We start from the raw sequence: 22348 nt of genomic DNA on the forward strand, positions 1-22348 counted from the left end.
CGTTTTTTTATGTATGATAAGATTTTAGTAGTTGGTACTAATAACAGATATTATCTCACAAAGGAGTTCTTTATAATGATGGATAATTTATTACAATTAAAAGATAAAAATATTGTTGTCATGGGTGTAGCGAATGATCGTAGTATCGCATGGGGCATTGCAAAACGTTTATTTGATGTAGGGGCAAACGTTATTTTCACTTATCGTCAAGAACGCTCATTGAAAAAATTACAAAAGCAATTAGACAATATGGGTCAAGCTGATTCTCTTGTTGTTCAATGTGACGTTAATAGTGATGAAAGTACAAAAGCAGCATTTGATGAAATTGGCTCAAAGGTTGGCATTATTCATGGTATTGTGCATTCAGTAGCTTTTGCTCACGCCGAAGATTTACACAACCGCTTCCTAGAAACAACACGTGAAGGCTACGCATTTGCACAAGATACAAGTGCCTACTCTCTAATTTCAACAGCAAAAGCCGCTCATCCATATATGACAGAGGGTGGCTCGATCGTTACAATGAGTTACTTAGGTGCGGAACGAGTGCTTGATGGCTACAATGTGATGGGTGTAGCAAAGGCTGCATTAGAGGCTTCTATGCGCTATCTTGCTGCTGATATTGGTCAAGACAATATTCGCGTCAATGCTATTTCAGCCGGTGCTATTCGTACACTTGCTGCAAAGGGGGTTCCTTCCTTTAATACAATTTTACACAAAATTGAGGAAACAGCTCCTTTAAAACGAAATGTTCAACAAGATGAAGTAGCTGATATGACCATTGTTATGCTATCTCACTTATCACGTGGTGTCACTGGTGAAACTATTTACATCGACGCTGGCTACAATATTATGGGTTAACTATAAAGAAGGACGGAAGATAAATACTCTCTTCCATTCTTCTTTTTTCTTTATCATATCGTCCCAATACTTTGTATGAATAAAATCAGACCTGCTGCTACTAAAAGAAGATAAATCAATGATCTAAATAGCTTTTGATTGAGCCTAGTATACAACATTTGTCCCAAAATCAAACCGATGAAAACAATAGGCAAGGCATACAGACTATAAATCCACACTAGTGTACTTGTGCCCTCAACAGTAACTTGAGATAGTAAACTAATAAGATAGATAAAAATATAATAGGCTAGTGAAATAGCTCTAATGGTTTCTTTATTTTGATGCGTGCTCGCAAAATACATCAACAATGGCGGTCCTGCCATACCAATACTTGTTGTAAACATTCCTGAGATTAAACCAACGCCATAATCTCTACCACTTGTTTGTTGAATAGAGAAATTTTTCATCAATAAAAACGTAAGGCCTATTAAAAGGATGGCGATTATAAGTTTAAATGTCGTGGCATCAACTAAGGCAAATACAATGCTACCGAAAGGAGCACCCACAACACTACCAATTATAATCCTCTTCAGCAAAACGGTATCAATATCATGCCTCACCCTTCAAATTAGAGAACAGGAAATAACAAGGGACAGTACGATATTTATTTGCATCGCCTCTTGCGGAGAAAAAAGCAACAATAAAAAAGGGGTGGCCATAATAGAAAAACCAAACCCCGTACTTGTTTGCAAAATGGAAGCTGTTAGTATAATAAAAAAGTACAAAAGTAATTCCTGCAAAACAACACCTCACATCATTTAATACTATAGAGTGGTGGTAGCATGTTGCTTAGCAATTAATTCCTTCAATAAGAAAGATAACACGCAAGCAATTAGTAAAAATAAAGCAATCATGGCGACCACACCTATCCAGCCATATTTCACCCAAAAAACACCACCTACTGTCCCACCAACACTCGAACCAACATAATAAAAAAATAAATAAAGGGATGATGCTTGTGCTTTATCATGTGTTGCCCGTTTACTCACCCAGCCACTTGCGATAGAATGAGCAGCAAAAAAACCAAAGGTAAACACCGTAATGCCTATAATTTTTAAAGTAAGGAGCCCATTGAGTGTTACAACGGCTCCTGCCAACATGATGGCAATGGCTAGTAATAGCATTTGTTGGCGTCCGTAACGATCGGCTAGACTACCAAACCAAGCTGAGCTTACTGTTCCTACTAGGTATATAACAAATATCCAACCTACAATGGTCGCGCTCAAATTATAGGGAGGGGCCATTAATTTAAAGCCAATATAGTTATAAAGTGTGATAAAGCTTCCCATCAGAACAAATCCTATACCATATAGACACAACATAGAAGGGTCCTTCAGATGTTGCCACAGCGTTTTAGTTAATGCTTTTAATTGTAAAGGACGAGGGCTAAAATGCTTAGAGCTTGGCAGCATCCAGACAAACAACACACTGACAATAAGGCTGATTCCTCCTAGCACCATCATCCCTACATGCCAGTTATAATGGTCCGTTAATGTCCCAATAATGACTCGTCCACTAAGTCCTCCTACAGAATTACCACTAATGTATAGACCCATGGCAACCCCTAAGCTTGCTGGTTCCATTTCCTCCCCTAAATAAGCCATGGCAATTGCCGGTAAACCTGCAAAAACGATTCCTTGAAGCACTCGCAATACTAAAATTATTTCAAAGTTTGGTGAAAACGCAAGTGCCACTGTCAATACAGAGGCTGCAAAAATAGAAATCGTCATCAATGATTTTCTTCCCCATGCCTCAGATAACGAACTAATAATAATTAAACTCACTGCTAAGGCAAAGGTAGTGACAGAAAGAGATAAACTTGCAACAGCTGGCGAGACGTGAAACAAATCTGCAAATGTCGGCAGTAATGGCTGTGTTATATAGAGGTTAGCAAAAGTAATAAAGCCTGCCAAAAATAAGGCCCAGTTTGCTTTACGAAACGCTTTCGTGCCCTTTTGTATATATTCCATGACTCTCTCTCCTTCAGCTCTTCAGCATTTCTACTATTATTTTAATACAATATTTTGCAAAACACACGACCTCTCCGTCAAAAAATGGACAAATCCATCGTCATTTTCACTAAAAAAAGTAAAATTTAATTGACATTTAAAAACAATCCAATTCTCTTTCCAACGCTATTTATAAAAAGGAATTTTCTATTTTGACTTGGCAAATATTATGCTACAGTAAAGGTAATCATCTAGAACCATTGTCACAATGAATACAGATGACACAACCATTTTTCATTGACTAGACTTGGAGGAATTTTTATGAAAATTATCGAAGCTTTAGCCCTTGCAGCACCTTATATTCACCTTGCATTAAAGCAAGAAGCCATTGTAGCTGTTATTGAAAAGGACAGTGAAACAGTCATCAAGTATTTAGCAGGTAAACGTGTAGATTCAGGCTATCATGATGGACAAAAAGTAAATGCTAATGACCAAAATGTTTACATTGCCTTTAACGGACAAAATGCAGATGTGGTTATACCGAAGGATGTTTACGGCGTAGCAATCAATGCTTTTTCATTCCCCATTCGCGAAAATGGTTTAGTAGTAGGTGCCTTAGCGTTTGGCCTACCAATAGATACTGAGCTTAAACTCGAAGATTATATGAGTACTATGGATAATATCGTCAATAGCCTACAGGATAAAGTACATACAATTGCTTCCCATTCAGAGGAATTAGCGGCGACTAGTGAGGAAATAAATAAGCAGGCACAGCATGCCCTAGAGGATTCAGAAAAAACCAATGCCGTAACGGATTTAATTAAAAGCATTTCCCGCCAAACCAATTTACTTGGCTTAAATGCATCCATAGAGGCCGCTCGCGCTGGACAGCATGGTGCTGGCTTTAATATTGTGGCACAGGAAGTTCGAAAATTGTCCTTTGAGACATCTAGTGCTACCGAAAATATAGAATCCTCCTTACGTAATATTAATAGAAATCTTGAAAACCTAAAGCAAAATATGGGACAAATTAATGATGCCACGAATGAGCAAGCACAGCTCGTACAAGATTTTAGCGAAATTATCGAAGAGCTGACAGTGCTTAGCCGAGAAATGAAAGGCTTTATGCATGATGCACTAAAATAGAAATGAGGTGATGAGATGAATATTTACATTAATGATGATTTATCTTTACGTACAATTACCCTAGAGGATGCAGAAGCAGTTTTTGCATGTACCGATGCTTCAAGAAAGTATTTAAAGGAATGGCTACCATGGCTGGACTATACAAAGGAAGTAGCAGATACAAAAGCCTATATAGAAGGCTGTATCAAGGGGTATGAAGCGAATAATAGCCTTTCTCTCGTCATTCTCTTTAAAAATGAAATTGTCGGCATCGCTGGCTTTAATACTATTAATCCCACTAATAAAATCGGCACGATTGGCTACTGGCTTAGTGAAGGTGCACAGGGGCATGGCATTATGACCAAAGCTGTAAAAGCTCTATTACAATATGCCTTTGAAACATTACAACTTCATAAAGTGGAAATTCGTGCTGCTGTTGGCAATGAAAAAAGTCGCGCAATCCCAGAGCGCCTTGGTTTAATGAAAGAGGGCACCCTACGAGCAGCAGAATGGCTTTATGATCATTATGTGGATCATGTTGTATATGGCATGCTCCGAAGTGAGTGGCAGCAACAAAAATAACAAAGCGACCTGATGAATCGATTCGGGACTAACTCCTATATAAGACAGAGATCAAAAAGATCATTCAATCGTTGCTGGTAATGAATCGGCGACTGGTTGTTTCGTTTCGCTTATATTCGGCTACCGTTATTAAAAATCAAATAACTTTTGACAGTTTGTTTGACAATTGCCGTCGTACATTTTCCCGATTCTCTATAACTTACTTTGCCATTTAAATAACGTAAAACAGCTTCTAATTTTTTATTAGCCGTATATTTATCCATAAAAAAACTGCGCTTCTAATTGTTAGAATGTGTCTAACAATTTAGCGCAGTTCACTTTTGAATATAATTAGCCAGATAAATTTCCCCTATACAAAATAATAGAAAATACTTCCTTTACTATTTCCACAGCTCAAAGCCGTTATCCTTACGCGTGTAGCTATGCTCTGTAGACGCTTCTATGATGTAGCAATACGCCCAATGTTTTTTAGTTAAATCCTTATATTGCACTGCGTCCGATGGGATATCGCTAAGTTCGATTTTGCGGTTTAACATGTTGTTAATAATTTTCACCACTTCAGCGCGAGTGATTGAACTTGCCGGTCTAAAGCTGCCGTCAGGATAGCCATTTATCCACCCCTTAGTATACGCGCTGTCAATATACGCTGCCGCCCAATGGTCGATTGAGACATCTTTAAACGAAGTGTTTTCGTTTGTTAATAGGTTATCAAATCTTGAAGCTATGGCTGCAAATTCCGCTCTTGTAATTGTCTGTCTAGGCTTGAACGTGCCATCCCTATACCCCACCAGTATGCCTTGACTTGCAAGGTAATTGACCGACTGTGCATACCATGTGTCGCCACCGACATCACTGAATGTTCCATTTACAGCAATATTCTTATTTTCGTCTTTTATCAGCCTGAAATATATTGCCGCCGCTTCCGCTCTTGTGATTGAGCTTCCTGGCTTTACGCTGCCGTCAGGGTAGCCGTTAATATACTTGATATGTTCACCAGTTTCAAGCTCGGGGATAGCATCTATGTTCTTACTATAGAAGAATACAACCTTGTTTTCACCTGCTTTGAACGTTATCGTTTCCGTCTTTTTACTGCCCGTATCCAAGTGATAACCCTCAATAGCCAGGGCGTTTATCGTTTCTGTCGTGCCGACTATCACACTTGAACTTTTACTATAGATAATTTCTCCAGATTGCTTGTCTATGCCTTGAACTAGTAATGTCGCCGAAGGTGCTCCACTGCTGCTATTGTTATTGTTATTGTTATTGTTATTGTTACTGTTACTGTTATTGTTACTGTTATTGTTACCACTGCCACCTTTACTTGTCCATTTTGCATATAAAGTAATGTTGTCGGTAACAGTATCTGTATCAAATTTCCATGCATTAGTTAGTGTATCTTCTTTATACCAACCGCTGAACGTATACTCACTTTTGATTGGTGGCGTTGGCTCGGTTATAAGGCTACTTCGAGGAATGTCCGTTTGTTCTGCCACTGCAGAACCACCGTTGGAATTAAAGTTTACTGTATAAAGTGACTTTGTCAAATATTTAAATCCCACACCTACAATATCGCTTATTGTTTCAGTAGCAGTGCTCATACGGTAATCTGCCGGGTAGATTACTAGGGCTTCATCATTAAAAATACTGCCTTCGTTTCCCCAAAAACGTGCTTTTCCCTTGTTAGTCAATAAAAACGGTTCCAAAATTAAAGGATTGGCTAGATTTATAGTCACAAAGCTTGGATCGCCTGTCGTTTGGGCGTAGAAAACGCCTCCCGATATAGTGTCGATTTTTGCAGGAGAGGTGCTACTTAAAGTAGTTGAATTGATTGCATGGAAGCCGCCAATGAAAATGCCGCCAGAAATCATGTTTACCGTCGTTTCATTTAGGAAAGCTTCTCCAGATGCGCTGACACTGGTAAATTTGCCCCCACTGATGAGCTTGATAATAGCATTGGGATGATTCGACGCATAGTTCCAAAGGGCAATAGAATCTCCGGTGATTTCTGTATTACTGCCGATTTCATTAATCGTACCAACATTCAGAAGGCCAACGTTTGTCGAAGTAATAATGGCATTGCTAATGATATCAATAGTTCCACCAATATCATTTTGAAGCCCAGCTTCTCCACCTAAAAAGGTTCCACCACTAATCTTGTTAATAAAAGCGCCGTCTTCTAGTAGCAGAACACCAATCTCTCCATCAAAAGTTCCGCCAGAAATTTCACCGATACCTGATGGGTCGCCCAATGCTACAATGTCAATGCCTCTTCCATAGTAATTTGCAGTAAGCTTGGTATAGGCACAAATAAATCGACCACCGCTAATTTTTCCAATAGTTCCACCACGAAGCAGGCGAAGAGCAGCAATCTCTTGTTCCGCAAAAAAATCCCCGTTGGATATCTCACCAATTTGTGCCTTACCATCCACCTGAACGTTCGCCCACCTCTCTGGAGAAGCAGCTAAATTTCTGAAGGTGCCGCCCGAAATTAGATTGATTTTTGTATCTTCGTCATACATATATAACGAGTGCGTTTTACCAATGATAGTTCCGCCACTGATTTCCTCCAGCCTGGCACCATTCGTCATCGAAATGGCGATTGATCCAGAAGATTCCAAATGTCCGCCGGTTATTTTTCCAGATGCCTTCGGATCGTATAAATCCAGTACCATATTCCGAGGCCCAGTCGCTAAAAGCTTTGCTCCGTTGTTTATTTCAATATTCCCATTTGCAACGGTTATAATTGTTCTCTGGGGACCTGAAAGTGTAAGTACTTCAGTATCCGAGCCCCCTCCCAAAGTCAAATCAAAGCCATCCTGAACCCTAAAATTAGCATTAATACCCAGTGTAACCTTGTAATTTCCACCGCTAGCCAGTAGCGTAATATCTTTCATAATTGAAATCGCAGAGGATAGATTTATATCTTCTGTTACAGCAATTGTATCATTGTCCTGTGCTGCATTTATCGCCCCCTGCAGCGTAGCATATGTTGCGCCATCCACTCTAGGAGCGGTGTCGTTGGAAACTATACTAGGTGATACAAACAGTGTAGCTGCGCTATCCGCATTTACCGACAACAAAAACTGCGGCATGAGTGACAAAAACATTATCAAAAATAACAGTAGTGAAACCGTCCACTTATTGCATATTCCTTTTACAGTACCGCTTATTCTTTCAAAATAGTTCATCTTTCATTACCTCCAATTTGTTAGTAACTTCCTAAAGGTACAACTTTAAATTTGAAATAATATTACTTTGGTGATTTATTCTGTTAATAAAAAGATTGTCTAAGTATGTGTTAAAATGCTTCTCCCTCCTAGCCCCACCCCTATCTTTACTTACCAATCTTTTTATTTTAGTTGCGATAAATATAATTATCGCAACCAAAAAAAGCTTACAAAATCCTTCTAAGAAGGTGCTTTGCAAGCTTTGAGATTTTTTTGTCGATTTTTTTCGAATAATGAAATAATATAAGGTTTACTATGCTCATTATAGTTTATTATAAAGCTAGTAGTTGCGATAATTATATTTATCGCAACTGTGTTGTAAATTGTAATATTTGCTGATATACTCGTGTCAAAGTCAAAAAGGAGTATATTATTTTTATGCTATTAAACACGTTAAAGGACTTTTTACCTAAATTCATTAAACATTTAACATATGATGAATACGCAAAAAATAGTATTAGAAGCTATCAAAAAGATATTTTAAAACTGTTTGCTTTTTTAGAGAAAAAAGACGGAAAATTGCAAAAAGAATATTTAATTGAGTATAAAAAATCATTGGAAATAAGATTGAAACCTTCAAGCGTCAATCGCAGCATTGCGGCGGTCAACAAATTTTTTAAATTTATAGGGCTGGATGATTTCACGCTAAAGGCTCTCAGAATTCAAGAGCAGACAACTGCTCAACATGAGCTTACCCAAAAGGAACTTGACAAGTTAATTGAAAGCGCCTTCACAAATAAAAAGACGAAAATCGCGATGATTATGCTGACGCTTGCCTACACAGGAATACGCATAGGGGAACTGCAGTTTATCACCGTTAAGGCTATCAACAGCGGAAAGGTTCTTATTAAGAATAAAGGAACTGTACGCACGATTGTAATACATAAGGACTTACAAGGTTATTTATCCTTATATTGCAGGGAAAAAAATGTGAAAAGCGGTATCGTTTTTACGGGCAGTAAAGGCAGCCCAATAAGCCGTTCCTATATTGCACGTGCAATGAAAGAAGTAGCAGAGCAATGTGGAATTGATCCAGCAATGGTTTTCCCCCACAATCTGCGGCACTATTTCGCTCGAAGCTTTTTAGACTGCGGCAATCCACTGTCGGATTTAGCAGATATTTTAGGACATAAAAGCATTGACACCACAAGACGGTATTTAAGAACCAGTGCTGAAACAAAACAAAAGCAGTTGGCAAAGCTGAAAATCATCCCGAACTGGCAAAGAAATTACGGGTATTCTCAGGAAAAAATAATGTGACCACTTGTAAAATTGAATATAAAACGAAATTAGCGCAATTTGAAAGGATTGGGCTTTTTTGCATAAATATGTGGATATGGAGTTTCCATTAGGTAGAGAGTGATTTTTTTTTGGTGCATCCCTGAATGCTATTAAAATTTTTTATTAACGTCCTTATTGTAAAATGAAATATTTCTCTCAATAGTATATTTTTTAGGTGTTCTGTTGATTTCATTGCCAAGATACCAATACATCGGAAATTTTTTCCTGCTTCACTTAATGTGTTCTTTTCCTGATATTTCAAACTGCATCATTAGTGAAAGAACATTTTGTCATAAAAAAATCCCTATTAGATAAACAGATTTTTTGATCTGTCTACCTAATAGGGAGCCTATCACAATTAGAGCTGCAGTTTTTCTTTAAGTAAATTTAGGTTGATTAGGATTGCTCTACAGTCTCTTTTGTTTCGACAGCCTCAACAGGTGCCTGCTTTTTTTCTAAGCCTAGGGCAATTTGCTCTAATTCTGGACGCAATGTATGCTTACCAGCATAGCTCTCGATCAGTTCTTTCACATCAATGCCAGAAGTTTCTTTCAATGTCTCTTGTAGTGTAGACATTAAATTAGTCGCATAGGACGTTACTTTATTTGCGCCACTACCTTCCCCACCACCAGTATCAACGACTGTAATCTTATCGATATTACCAAGTGGGCTCGCTAGCTCTTTTGCATATTCCGGCATCATGCGTACAACCATATCCAGTACAGCTGCTTGACCATAATATTCAAAGGCTTCGGCAATTTTACGTTTAGCTTCAGCTTCCGCAAGACCACGAAGGCGTATAATATCTGCCTCTGTTTCTCCTTGTGCTCGTTCTGCATCAGCTTTAGCAAGACCATCCATTCTGATTTTTTCCGCTTCCGCTTTTGCTAAGGATTCAATACGGTATTTTTCTGCATCTGCTTGTGCAAGCTCTCGCATTTTTTCGGCAGCTGCATTTTGTTCCACCGCATAACGATCAGCGTCAGCCTTTTTCTTCACCTCAGAATCATATTGCTTCTCACGACGTAAAATCTCTTTTTCTTCTAATTCAATTTGCTTTTGACGCTCAATAATGCGAATTTGCATTTCTTGCTCCGTCACTTCCTGTTTAGCACGAGCTGTTTCGAGCTCATAGGCTTGGTCAGCACGCGCTTTTGCTATATCTTGCTCACGACGGAATTCAGCAACCTTTAATTGATTTTCTTTTTCCGCTTCCGCAATTTCTGTCGCACGCTCTAGTTCTGCTTTTTGCGCTTCCTTCGATGCTTCTGCGCGTTTAATACGTGTTTCTTTTTCCGCATCTGCTGTCGCAATATCAGCATCTCGTTTTACTTGAGCGATTCTCGGTTTACCGAGTGAATCTAAATAGCCATTTTTATCTCGTACATCCTTGATCGTGAAAGATACAATCACAAGACCCATTTTAGCTAAATCCTGAGAAGCAACACGTTGAACCTCCTGTGAGAATTTATCACGGTTTTTATAGATTTCCTCAACCGTCATGGAGCCTAAAATTGAACGTAAATGACCTTCTAACACTTCACGTGCTTCCCCTTCACGCTCTGCCTTTTGCTTTCCTAAAAACTGCTCTGCCGCCGTTGCGATTTCAGAAATAGAGCCACCTATTTTAATAATGGCTGTACCATCAGCCATGACCGGAACACCCTGCTCCGTATACACTTCAGGCGTTGTCACTTCTAGTTTACTAGATAGTAAACTTAATGGCTGTGCTTGCTGGAAAATAGGGAATACGAATGTACCGCCACCGCGAATAATTTTTATACGATTCCCCGACTCATCTTTATGTACATTTTTAGAGCCGAGATAGCTACCCGTCACAATCAGTGCCTCATCAGGACCTGCTGTTTTATATTTTGATACATATAAACCTACTAGTGCTATTAATACAAATGCTACAATTCCTAAAACGATTAAAATTTCGATTGACATAGACTCATCTCTCCTTTAGACAAATTTTTTCTCATATGTTCTGACGAAAAGCGTACCATCCTTCACATCCACGACAAGTACGGTTTCATCATAGTCAATGGCTTCATTATCATAGCCTGTTGCCCGCTTCGAAATCATACCACTTGTGGTTTCAATGACAACCTCTCCAAAGCCATCTACAGGTATGGGTACAATGACTTTTCCCAATTGTCCACCTAGTGATTCTTCCGTATAAGCCAATGAAACATCTGCTGACCGTAGTGGAACGAGAACAAATAAATAAAAAAAAGTACTTAAAATAGCGCCGATGATACATGCAGCAATAATGTTCCAAACGCTAGAGAACCAGGCTAGTTTTTCTAAAATAAATCCTGCTGCAGACATCAATGTAATGAAAGAAAGAATGACACTCGGATTAAAAATGGGCAGTCCTTCCCCAATACCTTCAACTGCATCACCAAAAAACATAACTAGTATTGTGGCAAGACCAGCGAAAATCAAAACCACCAAAAAGATTTGCTCGAGTGAATAGCCAAATAGCGTCAAGTTGCTCACCCCTTTTCATCATATTACCTACTATACGGATGTCACTTAGGAAAAGTTTCAAAAATTTTCAAACTTTTAATATTCCCCTATTTTTACATATTTATAGTGACTAAGTGCAATGTTATAAAAGTTTAGATGGAGTGGGTAGAAAGGAAGCTTCTATTCATCATAAAGAGTACCTGGAGATTATAAAATGGAAAGCGCAAGATTCATTCAGCTTCTAGTATTATTTTGCTCTTTCACCACAGACTACAAAATTATTGAGGGTTATCTTGTATTATTTTTACTCTATTTATAATTTTCCCTCTAATATAACATAAATCCATTCCCATCTAATAGAACCATGTTACAATAGAAAGGAATTATGGCAACTAAGGAGATATAGCATGAAGCTCTCGACGATCTTAAATTTCTTTATTCTAGTATTTTTCACATTATTATTTGTTAATGATTTCTTCCCTGACACAACGATTGCAACGATCTTGACTAAAAAAATGATTCTTCTTATATTAGTCGTGCTAGTGATCATACAGCTTGCCTTAGATAAAGGTCGATATAAAAAGATGTCTAAGAAGGCCTATATTGGTTTGACTCTGTATACAGTTGGTTTATGGATTGTATTGACTTTGCTCGGTGGACAGTCACAAATTGGTTTATCATTTACTAGCCCACTGTTCTATATCATTATCGTATTGCTTGGGCTGGATTTATTACGGATTTCCCGCCAAGCTAAGCGCGATCAAACCGAGGAAAAATAAAGAATGGGCTCATCGGCTTGAACTGCCACTTGCTCATACATAAAAAGCATGTCACCGACTGGAATTCCAATCGGTAGACATGCTTTTTTAAGATTCTAGTACATTTAAAATCTCATCCAATTCATGAACGGCTAAATCTAGGCGTTCCCTTGCCTCGATATTTTGTTGTTTTAAATGATTAAACTCTAATAAATTGTTTTCATGCTTTAATTTGATAGAAGATAAGCGTTCAATTCGTGTTTCTACCTTTTCTATTGCTTGCTCACAGACTGTTGTCCAGAGCTTTTCTGAATGCTGCATTTCCGTTGTTGATGGGTTATGCTGACGCATAATTCGTGTGTAAATGACTTCTATTTGCTCGATTAATTCTGTATAAAAATGACGTTCAACGCGAGTAGTTTGGAATGTTGGATGCTCTACCTCTTTTGCATATGGTGTAATTTGACGTAGGAGCTTTCCAGCATTTTCCCCGAAGGCATGCGATAAATTTAAAACATTCATTAGTTGCAGCAATAAACGGATTTCTTCAAGATTAATCAGCTGTGAATCAATGCTTTCCTTTAATTTTAAGGATTCCATATAACGGCGATCAAAATGCTCAATTTCGCCGTTGCGTTGCTCTACTAGATGTTCACTTGCATTGTCTTTTAAGCTTTTAATATAGCGAATCGCATGATTTTTTAGCTCTTCTGGTGACAGCAAGTTGTCATTGTCTTGTTGTGGTTTTCCTCGTTGAACATACGCAAATGCATCCATTTTTTTGGGCCATTTTGCTGCTGAGGTTTCTTTTGAGACATTATAGCGTATATAAATTCCGTGCATTCCATATCCTCCAAGTCCATAAACAAGTATCTCTAAAGACAATAAATCGAATACGGTATTTTTTCAAGTAAAAAACTTATAATCCATGAAAATTCCTCTTTTATAAGAATAAAACAAATTTCCTGAATAGTCGATACTATTCAGGAATTTTACTAGCTTGCATTCAAAATTATATCCTTTGACTAGTTTAGTACCTGCACCGATATATCATGGCGTAGCTATTAATAGGGAGGAAGATTTCGATGTCGTAATGAGCTATCGTGCAACTGGTGAAACAAATTTTGACCTTTTAAGAAATCGACCTGTTGTGAAAGAGATTCAAATTGATTTGACCGAGCTCATGGCCGATTAGCTGTTATAACAGACCATGACCCAAGCGTCATGTAATTATAATTGGCAAGTACAGTTCTAAAAAACCCGCCAACTTCTAAACCTTACAGGAAGTTGGCGGGTTGCTATTTATGTTAGTTTAAGAATTTTCTCGTATATTTTGAATACTTTTTCCTTCTGTAAATGCATGAATGGATGCAATGGATCCAATTGATTTAAAATTTGCCCTATCATAGACTTTAGCAACCTGATCGTTAATTGGCCATATCCATAGCTGCTCGAGCTTTTGATTCACTGATTGTTGTTGGATATGCTGCAACATATAGCCGATTAAACCACGTCCTCGATAGCTTTCAATGGTTGCTACACTCTCAATTCTTCCTTGCTTTCCTGACACAAACATACTAGCCGTACAGCATGGCACCCCATCTAGTTTTAATAAATAGTACGTAAAGCTTAGCGAAGAATAAGCTTGCTCAAAGGCCATTTTAATTAATTCAGGATCTCCAAAGGCAGAAATGCTCATTTCCACTGCCATGGCTTCGTCTATATTTACATCTGTTACTCGTTCAATTTGGATGGCTGGATGTGGTGAGAGTTGACTAAACTCACCATTCCAACACTGAATTTCATTGACAAACTGCTCATACTGAAAGCCATGCATCTCTAAAGCCTCCATACATGCTTGATTGTCCTCAAGATTATATAAATACAACCGCGGGATAAGCGACTTAGATTGATAGAACATTTTTATATCTTGTAAAAACTGAGCAGGATTTTCAATCTTTCGCCAAACATGTGCATGATTAGCATCATAATAAGTTGGGATTGCCTTATTGTAGAATAAAACTCCTTCTTGACATACTTCCATCTCACTAAAACTCTTTACATAATCTATATCTAGCTGCATAATGCGTTCTAAATTAAGCATGTTCCGTTCCCTCTTCCACCCATTTTTTATATAATTCCTCTATGTGCTGTTCCAGCTTTTGCCGTTGCTCTTCAACAAGTGAAGGTTCCTCTAGTTTTGCCTCTAATTTTTCAATTTGTTGTTCAATGGATAGCTCTTTTTTGACAGGTTGTATTTTAGGCACCCGTTCATTTACAACTTCTTTTTTCTTAGAGAGTTCCTGTAGCTTTTGTCTAGCCCACTCGTAATCTCCTTCAAACACATGAATAGTTTGATCCTTTAGCCATGCTGTTTTTGTAAATATTTTTTGTAAGAAATAGCGGTCATGGGACACACCAATAATAGTTCCTTCAAAGGATTCTAGCGTTTCCTCCAATACTTCTCTTGCTTCTATATCTAAATGGTTCGTTGGTTCATCCAAAATGAGCACATTAATATCCTCATGCATTAATTGAGCTAATCGAAGGCGCATTTTTTCTCCACCGCTTAAATTCTTCACTTGTTTGAAGACATCATAGCCATAGAACAAAAATCGTGCGAGAATATGGCGCGCTTCAGCCTCAGACACCGCTACATTTTCTCGAAAGGCATCAATTAATCGGATAGCTGGATTTTTATGTTCAAACTGTTGAGACAGATAGCCAATTTTCACATTACTGCCTACGTGGCAAACACCTTGGTTAGGAACGACCTCCCCTAACATCATTTTTAATAAAGTTGATTTACCACTACCGTTGCTCCCAACAATCGCAAGTCTTTCTCCAAAATAGATAGCCAGATTACTGTCTATCAATAAAGGCTTATCATAGCCGTGGTGTATGTCTTGTAATTGTACTACCTCTTTGCCGCTACGTTCAGCCATCGTTAAAGCCAGATTCATTTTCTTTTTTGAGAGTGGCTTCTTCACCCGTTCGATACGTGCTAATGCTTTTTCCATACTTTTTGCTCGTCTATGCATAGAAGCATTTGGTGGATTTGCTTCATTAGCCCATTGTTTTAAGCGTTTTATCGTTTCTTGCATTTTCTTAATTTTCTTTTGTTGCTCTTCATAATCAGAAAATTGCTGTTCGATCTTTGCCTCTTTCTGCGCAAGAAATGCATCGTAATTACCGCTGTACGTAAATGCCTCTCCATCTTCAATTTCAATTATTTTATGTGCAATCTGATTCATAAAATGTCGGTCATGAGATACGACAATAACAATCCCCTCAAAGCTGCGCACATAATTTTCAAGCCATTCGATCGCCTGCATATCAAGATGATTCGTTGGTTCATCTAATAATAAAATAGCTGGCTGGCTCAATAAAATTTGCCCTAGCATTACCTTCGTCTTCTCGCCTCCACTTAAACTACTAAACGGTTGCGCCAACATTTCCATAATACCTAAGCCATTAGCAATCATCGCTAATTGGGCTTCCACCTCATAGCCCCCCTGTAGCATGAATTGCTCCTGCACTTGCCCATATTGCCATAAAGTTTTATCCGTTACGGTTGACTGCATTTCTTGCTCCAGTATCGTCATTCTAGCCTTTAATGCATAAATATCAGCAAATGCCTCTTCTAATACTTCCTTCACTGAATGTCCTGGATAATGTGGAATTTGATGTAAATAGCCAATCGTGGCATCTTTACTTTTTATGATACGTCCTCGATCTGGCATATCTATACCCGATAGAAGCTGCAATAAAGTTGTTTTACCACTACCATTTACCCCAACAATCGCAACATGTTCACCACTATTTACTTCCAGTTGTAAATGCTCAAATAATATATTGCCACCCATAATTTTTTGTATTTGCTCAGCTTTCATTTGCATCGTTTTTTCCTCCAATGAAACGCGCGAAAACATCTAGACAACACAAAAAAGACTGCTCATTAACAAGCAGTCTTCTTCTCATTAAAATGTGTGAAAAAGAATGGTTAATTCGCTACGTTTGTTATTTGATTTTGCTTAAAAATGGACAGACCTATCCCGTTGTTCGCAAAATCGAAAGTAATGACGCGTGCAAAATACATAGCCGTATCCACTTTTACACATGCGTCCGTAGCGTTTTTATTCATTCTTTTTCACCTCCGTTCATTATAGTTAAACATATAATACCATTTTTCAGATTTTTTGAAAAGGGGCTAAATTAACAATCGTTTTATTTTATAAATATACAAACTGGCAATCTAGTTATATACCAGTAAAAAATAGTAATTCATTTAAGCATGGATGCTATTAATAGCGCAGCATTACTGCTAACAGCGAATGCCGAAACATTGCAGGATTTAATCCATCAATTGAAATATAACCAGCAAAAAAACATGAGGGATTAATTGATAACTATCCTTCATGTTTTCACTTTTTTTACAAACATTTTGACGACAGGCACAAGGAAAATTGAAATCACTAGGATTCGGAAGAGTTGAAAAGCTGTGACGATTGTCACATTGGCATGTACAGAAGCTGCAATAATCCCCATTTGATCAAGTCCCCCAGGCACAATACTTAAAAAGCCCGTCCTAAAGTCGAGACTGTATAAACTTTTCATTAAAAATGTTAAGCCATACGCTGCCCCTATATAAATGCCAGCTGATACAAATGCATAAAAAATATGCCTCTTTGATAAATGTAGATCTTCTTTTTTTAACAATAACCCGATATGGATTCCAACCATCAATTGAGCAATATGTAGTAGAGATATGGGGATTCTAGGCACTTCTATCCCCACCATATTAATTCCCATCAATAAAAATACGGGGCCAAGCATATAACCTGTTGGAATTTTAAGCTTTTGAGCAATCCACCCTGCTAAGCCACAAACGATTAGTATACCGACAAGGCCCCATGTATACATTCCGTTGTTCATAGTGCTGTTTCCACCAACATCTGTCAACATGAGCGGGACAAAGCCGACGATTAAAAGAACACGGAGGATTTGAAAGAACGTAATGACCACCATATCCATATCGCCTTGCTCCTCAGCAAAAGCCATAACCTGTGCCATGCCACCAGGTACACAGCATGTCAATGCCGTTGCAAAATCCAAATCTGTACGTTTGGCTACTAAATAACTGACACCAAAAAATAACAATATAAAAATCACATTTAAAACGACAATACTCCCTAAAAAAAGCTTAATATCCTGCACCGCTTCTGGAGTAAAGGCAAAGCCGATAGAATACCCTGCTACGATTAAACCAAAATTACGGAAGGAAGAATGCCATCTCAATTGTACATTGGTCGACAATTGCACGATAAGTACCGCTGTAATAGCGCCTAGCAACCAAGGCATTGGTATATGAAGTAGTTGAAAAACGACAGCACCTATGAGGCCAATGCATAATGTAATCAATATATGCCTACCAAAAACAAACATACTAGCAACCCCTTACAACTAGATAACAATATTATGACGTTTCTTAACCTTTTTTTCTATTGAAGCGACTTTTGTATGGTTTGCTATCGTTCAAAAATAACCTCTTATCGATAAAATTGAACCTCTTATCCAATAATTTACCTTTGCTAAAATTTTCTATGCTACATTATTATTACCTGATTCAGCGTTTTCTCCTTGATGGGGAAAGTAAAGGAGGTCTCCTATGAAAATTCATTTAACGATTCACCATGAACTTGAAGAAACAGAGGTTCATATACATGCGAAAGAATACAACGAACAAATTGAAAGACTCATGCAGCAATTACAAGCGTCCCAAACTACTATGCTAGATGGGTACTTTCAACAAGAAATTCATCTACTAAAAATTACTGATATTTATTCCATCTATGCAGAGGATGCCAAAGTATTTTTACAAACGAATGAGCAAGAGTTTGAGTCTAAACGAAAATTATATGAACTAGAGGCACAGCTTTCAAAGGACTTTGTACGAGTAAGTAAATCTACACTTGTCAATATCCATAAAATCTCCTCTATTCAAATGGGCAAAATCGGTACAACACAATTACTGCTTGAAAATGATGTAACCATTCATGTTAGTCGTAAATATATAAAAGAATTGAAGCGACACTTAGGTATTGGGAGGGATCTATAGCATGAAATATGTAAGCATGATGATTATCGGACTACTCATATCCCTTAGCTCTTCTTATGTCTTAGTGACATTTAGCGTCCTATCAAATAATGCGATGGTGTCAGGCACAGAATTACTGGAGCAAACTGTAATTGCAGCCATACTTGGCATTGCCATCGGACTTATATCTGGTATTTTTGAGATTGAATCCATTCCTTTTATGGCGCAGCTACTCTTGCATTTAATCGCTGTGACAATCTGTGTTTTAATTGCTGGCTATTTTGGTGGTTGGTTTATGCATTCTGGTGTGAAATATGTGCTGCTTTCTGAAGCCGTTATTTACATCATCGTTTGGTGTATTCTTTATATCCTTCAATTAAATGATATTGAAAAAATAAATCGAGAAATCCGAAAGAGAAAGGAATAATCTAGATGACCTTCGCGGTAAAAGTTGAGAATTTATGTAAACAATATGGTGACCACCATGCGGTTAACGACATTTCATTCACAGTTGAACGAGGTACCCTCTTTGCTTTTTTAGGAGCAAACGGTGCTGGCAAATCGACAACAATTGAAATCCTTTGTACTTTATTAAAAAAATCCAGCGGCAATGTCACTATTAATAACTTTACACTAGATGTCAGCAATCATAACGCAGATATCCGTAAATCCATTGGTGTTGTGTTCCAACAAAGCTTATTAGATGATCGTTTAACTGTGCAGGAAAACATTCTACACCGAGGCAGAACCTATGGATTGTCAAAAACACAGCTTGCTGAAAACTATCAATTTGTTTCCTCCTATTTGCATTTAGAGGATATAGAAAAGCAAAAATATGGAACATTATCAGGCGGTCAAAAAAGACGAGCAGACATTGCACGTGCACTTATTCATCGTCCAACTATATTATTTCTAGATGAACCTACAACTGGCTTAGATCCACAAACACGACAATTAGTTTGGCAGGCCATCAAGCAGCTCCAACTCGAAACGAATATGACTGTGTTTTTAACAACCCATTATATGGAGGAAGCGGCAGTCGCCCATCAGGTCCTTGTATTAAAGGCAGGAAAAATTGTCGCACAAGGTACGCCTGATGCGTTGAAAACAAAGTATGCCTATGACTCTATGGCCGTTGTTTTCAATAATCCAATAGACGGTGTTAAATGGCTGGAAGAACACGCCATTTCCTATACCGAGAAACAGGAGATCTATACAATCCGTTTGGAGTCCACCCTACAAGCTCTCTCCCTTTTAAAGAAAGCGGAGCCACTCATCGCCTCCTTTGAAGTGATTAAAGGAACGATGGACGATGTCTTTCTTCATATTATGGCAGAGGGGGATGTTGCATAATGGAAGCCTTAATGAGCTTAGTACAACGAAATAACAAAGTATTTAGGCGAGATAAAACACAAGTGTTCTTCTCTCTACTATCGGTGATTATCGTCATTGTGCTTTACGCCGTATTCCTCCAAAAAATGCAAGTAGATGCCATTGAACGAATCACGGAAGCCACACCTGAAGTGATTACCATGGTGAACGAATGGGTTGTAGCAGGGTTACTATCGATGATTGCCGTTTCAACAACACTTGGTGCATATGGTATTGCCATAAAGGATCAGGAATCAAAGGCAATGGCCGATTTTTTAACTGCCCCTCTTTCCCGCGCCACCATACAAATGAGCTATGTACTCAATGCATTAATAATTGGCAGTATTTTTTCCTTTATCGCACTAATTGGCTGTGAAATTTTTATAGTAGCAACAGGTGGTAAGCTTTTAAGCCTAGCGCATTTTGTTCAGGTACTTGGCATTATCTTATTATCTGTCTTACTCGCGAGTGTCTTGAATCTTTTTCTTTCGTTATTTGTATCGACACAAAATGCCTTTTCAACATTAGGAACTATTGTCGGTACATTACTCGGATTTTTATGCGGAGTCTATGTCCCACTCGGTGCACTACCAAGCTTTGCACAAAATTTAATTATGTATTTTCCGGTTAGTCATACTACATTACTCTTACGAAACACATTTATGGAAAGCTCCATTACCAATGTCTTTGAAGGTACACCGGTCTCCTATGTGAATGACTATAAAATTAATTATGGTATTGTCTATGAGCTTCATGGTAATACCCTTCATGCCTCAACGAGCATCCTCATTATCGTTGGTACAATACTCATCCTAGCAATTGCCTCCCTCCTTTTGTTTAAAAGAAAATATAAATAAATAGTTGCCAACGTTTTTACACATCGTTTAGAAAACGATGTGTTTTTTATTGCTTTATAACAAACAATTTGTTATTTTAATAATAAATAAGCAAACAAATATAAAAATCGTTTGTTTTTAACGGAGGATTCCTAATGGATGTAAATGAACTATTTTGGCAAGCGCCTATCGATAATCTAAAAAAGGGTTATATCGACGATGAGACACATTTCACTTGTCTACTATGTGGAGAAGAAATAGAAAAAGGAATTATTTACCCGTACGATGGCTTACTGTATGAAGCCGAAAAAATGATGCAGCACCATATTACAATTACACACCAGTCTGTATTTCATTACTTAAATGGACTCAATAAAAAAATGACCGGCTTAACTGAGCATCAAAGTCATATTTTACGCTTATTTTATGAAGGTAAATCAGATCAGGATATAAAAAAAGAATTAGAAATTGGCAGTGCCACGACTATTCGTCATCACCGTTTTGCGTTAAAGGAAAAAGAACGCCAAGCCAAGACGTTATTAGTCATGATGGAATTACTGAAGGAACAAGATCGAAAGGAGGATACGTTTGTGTCTATTCATAAAACAGCTACAATGGTTGACGATCGCTATAATGTCACTCTCTCAGAAGAACAACAAGTATTAGCGAAATTATTTCCACATGGTGTTGGTAAGGAGCTAGTTCGTTTTCCTAAGCGTGAAAAACAAAAAATTATAGTACTTCGTGCCATCTCAATGCTTTTTGACAAAGAAAAACAATATACGGAAAAAGAATTGAATGAAATCATCAAACCCATGTATGAAGACTATGTTCATATACGCCGTTACTTAATTGAATACGGTTTTCTGGACCGCCAAGCAGACGGTAGTGCTTACTGGGTAAAAAAATAAGAAGGCAGGTCATGAAAATGGATCATAAAAAAGAACTAAAAGAAATGTATAAGGACATGAAAATTGAAGCGGGTGTTTTTACAATGACGAATACACAAACAGATAAAGTATTTGTCGGTAGCTTTAATAATTTGAAACGGTTAAATGGTTTTCAATTTATGCTCAAAACTAATACACATACGAATAAGGAGCTTCAGGCGGACTACAATTCATTTGGTCAAGATGCCTTCGAGGTGAAAATCGTTGAGTATTTAAAGAAGAAGGAAGAGGGTTATTTCGATGCTAAAAAAGAGCTTGAAAAGCTAGAGCAAAAATGGCTCGACACACTAAATCCTTATGGTGAGCGTGGTTATAATTGATTATAAAATAAGCGCATTTACCAATAATCAAGGTAGATGCGCTATCCCTTACTCATAGGAGTCTTGTTATTCTTTTGCTTCCAATAGGTAGATTTCCTGCTGTGCTGTTTTCGTTAATTTACTAAAAACAAGTTCATACGAATGCTTAATAAGATTCTCTACCAAATCCATCGGGACATCTTCAGCATCCATATAAATGGAGTTCCAATGCGTTTTATTCATATAGTAGCCAGGTATAATGCTGGCATAGGCTTCTCTTAATTCCTCTGCTCGCGCAGGCTCACATTTTAACGTTAGCACTGGCCTACCTGTGGTATTTCCTCCAATCATGGCATACATCTTCCCGCCTATATGATAGCGATCTGCTTGCCATTCTTCCTTATAGTCATACGTTGTTCCTTGCAGCTGAAGACAATTTGCATGAATCGTTTCCTTTTCCATTTCCATTCCCCTTCCAAGATCAACTAGTTACCTCTAAAA

The 22348-nt window shown here is 37.9% G+C and carries 22 protein-coding genes and 1 pseudogene; 12 read left to right on the forward strand and 11 right to left on the reverse strand.

The genetic code is table 11. The features are described from left to right. The first annotated feature begins 75 nt into the window (after positions 1-75). Positions 76-858, forward strand: a complete 783-nt coding sequence (fabI, locus tag AC3CH7_RS03355; protein ID WP_012293591.1) for an enoyl-ACP reductase FabI — start codon at positions 76-78, stop codon at positions 856-858. A 53-nt stretch (positions 859-911) separates the two neighbouring features. Here the strand turns inward: fabI and AC3CH7_RS03360 are convergent. Beyond that, positions 912-1637: pseudogene (locus tag AC3CH7_RS03360) on the reverse strand (sulfite exporter TauE/SafE family protein). Between the two features lie 24 nt (positions 1638-1661). Beyond that, entirely contained in the window at positions 1662-2867 is a 1206-nt protein-coding gene (locus AC3CH7_RS03365) for an MFS transporter (RefSeq protein WP_197223755.1), read from the reverse strand. A gap of 300 nt (positions 2868-3167) precedes the next feature. Here AC3CH7_RS03365 and AC3CH7_RS03370 point away from each other — a divergent pair, with 300 nt between their 5' ends. Together AC3CH7_RS03370 and AC3CH7_RS03375 are read left to right on the forward strand one after the other, a co-directional pair. Next, positions 3168-3992, forward strand: a complete 825-nt coding sequence (locus tag AC3CH7_RS03370; RefSeq protein ID WP_447402780.1) for a methyl-accepting chemotaxis protein — start codon at positions 3168-3170, stop codon at positions 3990-3992. Positions 3993-4007: 15 nt separating this feature from the next. Beyond that, positions 4008-4553, forward strand: coding sequence for a GNAT family N-acetyltransferase (locus AC3CH7_RS03375; protein ID WP_488381569.1), 546 nt, complete (start codon positions 4008-4010; stop codon positions 4551-4553). 380 nt (positions 4554-4933) lie between these two features. On the opposite strand, the gene AC3CH7_RS03380 is transcribed toward AC3CH7_RS03375, so the two are convergent. Continuing rightward, positions 4934-7741: an S-layer homology domain-containing protein gene (locus AC3CH7_RS03380; protein ID WP_488381570.1), complete on the reverse strand. Its 2808-nt coding sequence runs from the start codon at positions 7739-7741 to the stop codon at positions 4934-4936. 417 nt (positions 7742-8158) lie between these two features. Here AC3CH7_RS03380 and AC3CH7_RS03385 point away from each other — a divergent pair, with 417 nt between their 5' ends. Continuing rightward, positions 8159-9040, forward strand: coding sequence for a tyrosine-type recombinase/integrase (locus tag AC3CH7_RS03385; RefSeq protein ID WP_036161139.1), 882 nt, complete (start codon positions 8159-8161; stop codon positions 9038-9040). A gap of 417 nt (positions 9041-9457) precedes the next feature. On the opposite strand, the gene floT is transcribed toward AC3CH7_RS03385, so the two are convergent. Further along, entirely contained in the window at positions 9458-11011 is a 1554-nt protein-coding gene (gene floT, locus AC3CH7_RS03390; RefSeq protein ID WP_012293584.1) for a flotillin lipid rafts scaffold protein FloT, read from the reverse strand. 15 nt (positions 11012-11026) lie between these two features. Further along, positions 11027-11557: an NfeD family membrane protein gene (locus tag AC3CH7_RS03395; protein WP_031417947.1), complete on the reverse strand. Its 531-nt coding sequence runs from the start codon at positions 11555-11557 to the stop codon at positions 11027-11029. A 386-nt stretch (positions 11558-11943) separates the two neighbouring features. Between AC3CH7_RS03395 and AC3CH7_RS03400 the strand changes: the two genes are divergently transcribed. Next, positions 11944-12315, forward strand: coding sequence for a hypothetical protein (locus AC3CH7_RS03400; protein WP_012293582.1), 372 nt, complete (start codon positions 11944-11946; stop codon positions 12313-12315). 87 nt (positions 12316-12402) lie between these two features. Here AC3CH7_RS03400 and AC3CH7_RS03405 read toward each other — a convergent pair whose 3' ends face one another. Then, entirely contained in the window at positions 12403-13137 is a 735-nt protein-coding gene (locus tag AC3CH7_RS03405; protein ID WP_207889755.1) for a hypothetical protein, read from the reverse strand. 157 nt (positions 13138-13294) lie between these two features. Here AC3CH7_RS03405 and AC3CH7_RS03410 point away from each other — a divergent pair, with 157 nt between their 5' ends. Continuing rightward, complete coding sequence (locus AC3CH7_RS03410) at positions 13295-13489, forward strand: hypothetical protein (protein WP_036165948.1); 195 nt, start codon at positions 13295-13297, stop codon at positions 13487-13489. 117 nt (positions 13490-13606) lie between these two features. On the opposite strand, the gene AC3CH7_RS03415 is transcribed toward AC3CH7_RS03410, so the two are convergent. From AC3CH7_RS03415 to AC3CH7_RS03430, 4 genes are all read right to left on the reverse strand, one after another. After that, the gene (locus AC3CH7_RS03415) at positions 13607-14398 is read right to left on the reverse strand and encodes a GNAT family N-acetyltransferase (RefSeq protein WP_488381571.1); all 792 of its coding nucleotides are present in this window, start codon (positions 14396-14398) and stop codon (positions 13607-13609) included. Then, positions 14391-16193 (reverse strand): ribosomal protection-like ABC-F family protein, encoded by a 1803-nt coding sequence (gene abc-f / locus AC3CH7_RS03420; RefSeq protein ID WP_281486648.1) that lies wholly within the window; start codon positions 16191-16193, stop codon positions 14391-14393. The genes AC3CH7_RS03415 and abc-f overlap by 8 nt, the downstream gene beginning before the upstream one ends. A 104-nt stretch (positions 16194-16297) precedes the next feature. Continuing rightward, positions 16298-16438, reverse strand: coding sequence for an RAxF-45 family protein (locus AC3CH7_RS03425; RefSeq protein WP_012293577.1), 141 nt, complete (start codon positions 16436-16438; stop codon positions 16298-16300). A 272-nt stretch (positions 16439-16710) separates the two neighbouring features. After that, positions 16711-17739 carry an AbrB family transcriptional regulator gene (locus AC3CH7_RS03430; protein ID WP_488381572.1) on the reverse strand — a complete coding sequence of 343 codons (1029 nt, stop codon included), beginning with the start codon at positions 17737-17739 and terminating at the stop codon, positions 16711-16713. A gap of 223 nt (positions 17740-17962) precedes the next feature. Between AC3CH7_RS03430 and AC3CH7_RS03435 the strand changes: the two genes are divergently transcribed. From AC3CH7_RS03435 to AC3CH7_RS03460, 6 genes are all read left to right on the forward strand, one after another. Next, a complete protein-coding gene (locus AC3CH7_RS03435) occupies positions 17963-18412 on the forward strand; it encodes a LytTR family DNA-binding domain-containing protein (RefSeq protein ID WP_031417941.1) in 450 nt (149 codons plus the stop codon). Between the two features lies 1 nt (position 18413). Continuing rightward, positions 18414-18818, forward strand: a complete 405-nt coding sequence (locus AC3CH7_RS03440) for a DUF3021 domain-containing protein (protein ID WP_099806156.1) — start codon at positions 18414-18416, stop codon at positions 18816-18818. A 5-nt stretch (positions 18819-18823) separates the two neighbouring features. Next, positions 18824-19744, forward strand: a complete 921-nt coding sequence (locus AC3CH7_RS03445; RefSeq protein WP_036165936.1) for an ABC transporter ATP-binding protein — start codon at positions 18824-18826, stop codon at positions 19742-19744. Further along, complete coding sequence (locus tag AC3CH7_RS03450) at positions 19744-20619, forward strand: ABC transporter permease (RefSeq protein WP_197150403.1); 876 nt, start codon at positions 19744-19746, stop codon at positions 20617-20619. The genes AC3CH7_RS03445 and AC3CH7_RS03450 overlap by 1 nt, the downstream gene beginning before the upstream one ends. Positions 20620-20753: 134 nt before the next feature. Then, positions 20754-21509: a DUF2087 domain-containing protein gene (locus AC3CH7_RS03455; protein ID WP_031417937.1), complete on the forward strand. Its 756-nt coding sequence runs from the start codon at positions 20754-20756 to the stop codon at positions 21507-21509. Between the two features lie 17 nt (positions 21510-21526). Beyond that, positions 21527-21868 (forward strand): GIY-YIG nuclease family protein, encoded by a 342-nt coding sequence (locus AC3CH7_RS03460; RefSeq protein WP_036162625.1) that lies wholly within the window; start codon positions 21527-21529, stop codon positions 21866-21868. Positions 21869-21934: 66 nt separating this feature from the next. Here the strand turns inward: AC3CH7_RS03460 and AC3CH7_RS03465 are convergent, their stop codons facing one another. After that, the gene (locus AC3CH7_RS03465) at positions 21935-22309 is read right to left on the reverse strand and encodes an MmcQ/YjbR family DNA-binding protein (protein ID WP_031417935.1); all 375 of its coding nucleotides are present in this window, start codon (positions 22307-22309) and stop codon (positions 21935-21937) included. Positions 22310-22348 lie beyond the last annotated feature (39 nt).

Source organism: Lysinibacillus sp. F12 (assembly GCF_057773605.1).

What these genes read in the sequence shown, in the direction of transcription:
- fabI (WP_012293591.1), top strand. Translation starts at nt 76, where the DNA reads ATGATGGATAATTTATTACAATTAAAAGATAAAAATATTGTTGTCATG.
- AC3CH7_RS03365 (WP_197223755.1), bottom strand. Translation starts at nt 2,867, where the DNA reads ATGGAATATATACAAAAGGGCACGAAAGCGTTTCGTAAAGCAAACTGG.
- AC3CH7_RS03370 (WP_447402780.1), top strand. Translation starts at nt 3,168, where the DNA reads ATGAAAATTATCGAAGCTTTAGCCCTTGCAGCACCTTATATTCACCTT.
- AC3CH7_RS03375 (WP_488381569.1), top strand. Translation starts at nt 4,008, where the DNA reads ATGAATATTTACATTAATGATGATTTATCTTTACGTACAATTACCCTA.
- AC3CH7_RS03380 (WP_488381570.1), bottom strand. Translation starts at nt 7,741, where the DNA reads ATGAACTATTTTGAAAGAATAAGCGGTACTGTAAAAGGAATATGCAAT.
- AC3CH7_RS03385 (WP_036161139.1), top strand. Translation starts at nt 8,159, where the DNA reads ATGCTATTAAACACGTTAAAGGACTTTTTACCTAAATTCATTAAACAT.
- floT (WP_012293584.1), bottom strand. Translation starts at nt 11,011, where the DNA reads ATGTCAATCGAAATTTTAATCGTTTTAGGAATTGTAGCATTTGTATTA.
- AC3CH7_RS03400 (WP_012293582.1), top strand. Translation starts at nt 11,944, where the DNA reads ATGAAGCTCTCGACGATCTTAAATTTCTTTATTCTAGTATTTTTCACA.
- AC3CH7_RS03405 (WP_207889755.1), bottom strand. Translation starts at nt 13,137, where the DNA reads ATGCACGGAATTTATATACGCTATAATGTCTCAAAAGAAACCTCAGCA.
- AC3CH7_RS03415 (WP_488381571.1), bottom strand. Translation starts at nt 14,398, where the DNA reads ATGCTTAATTTAGAACGCATTATGCAGCTAGATATAGATTATGTAAAG.
- abc-f (WP_281486648.1), bottom strand. Translation starts at nt 16,193, where the DNA reads ATGCAAATGAAAGCTGAGCAAATACAAAAAATTATGGGTGGCAATATA.
- AC3CH7_RS03425 (WP_012293577.1), bottom strand. Translation starts at nt 16,438, where the DNA reads ATGAATAAAAACGCTACGGACGCATGTGTAAAAGTGGATACGGCTATG.
- AC3CH7_RS03430 (WP_488381572.1), bottom strand. Translation starts at nt 17,739, where the DNA reads ATGTTTGTTTTTGGTAGGCATATATTGATTACATTATGCATTGGCCTC.
- AC3CH7_RS03435 (WP_031417941.1), top strand. Translation starts at nt 17,963, where the DNA reads ATGAAAATTCATTTAACGATTCACCATGAACTTGAAGAAACAGAGGTT.
- AC3CH7_RS03440 (WP_099806156.1), top strand. Translation starts at nt 18,414, where the DNA reads ATGAAATATGTAAGCATGATGATTATCGGACTACTCATATCCCTTAGC.
- AC3CH7_RS03445 (WP_036165936.1), top strand. Translation starts at nt 18,824, where the DNA reads ATGACCTTCGCGGTAAAAGTTGAGAATTTATGTAAACAATATGGTGAC.
- AC3CH7_RS03450 (WP_197150403.1), top strand. Translation starts at nt 19,744, where the DNA reads ATGGAAGCCTTAATGAGCTTAGTACAACGAAATAACAAAGTATTTAGG.
- AC3CH7_RS03455 (WP_031417937.1), top strand. Translation starts at nt 20,754, where the DNA reads ATGGATGTAAATGAACTATTTTGGCAAGCGCCTATCGATAATCTAAAA.
- AC3CH7_RS03460 (WP_036162625.1), top strand. Translation starts at nt 21,527, where the DNA reads ATGGATCATAAAAAAGAACTAAAAGAAATGTATAAGGACATGAAAATT.
- AC3CH7_RS03465 (WP_031417935.1), bottom strand. Translation starts at nt 22,309, where the DNA reads ATGGAAAAGGAAACGATTCATGCAAATTGTCTTCAGCTGCAAGGAACA.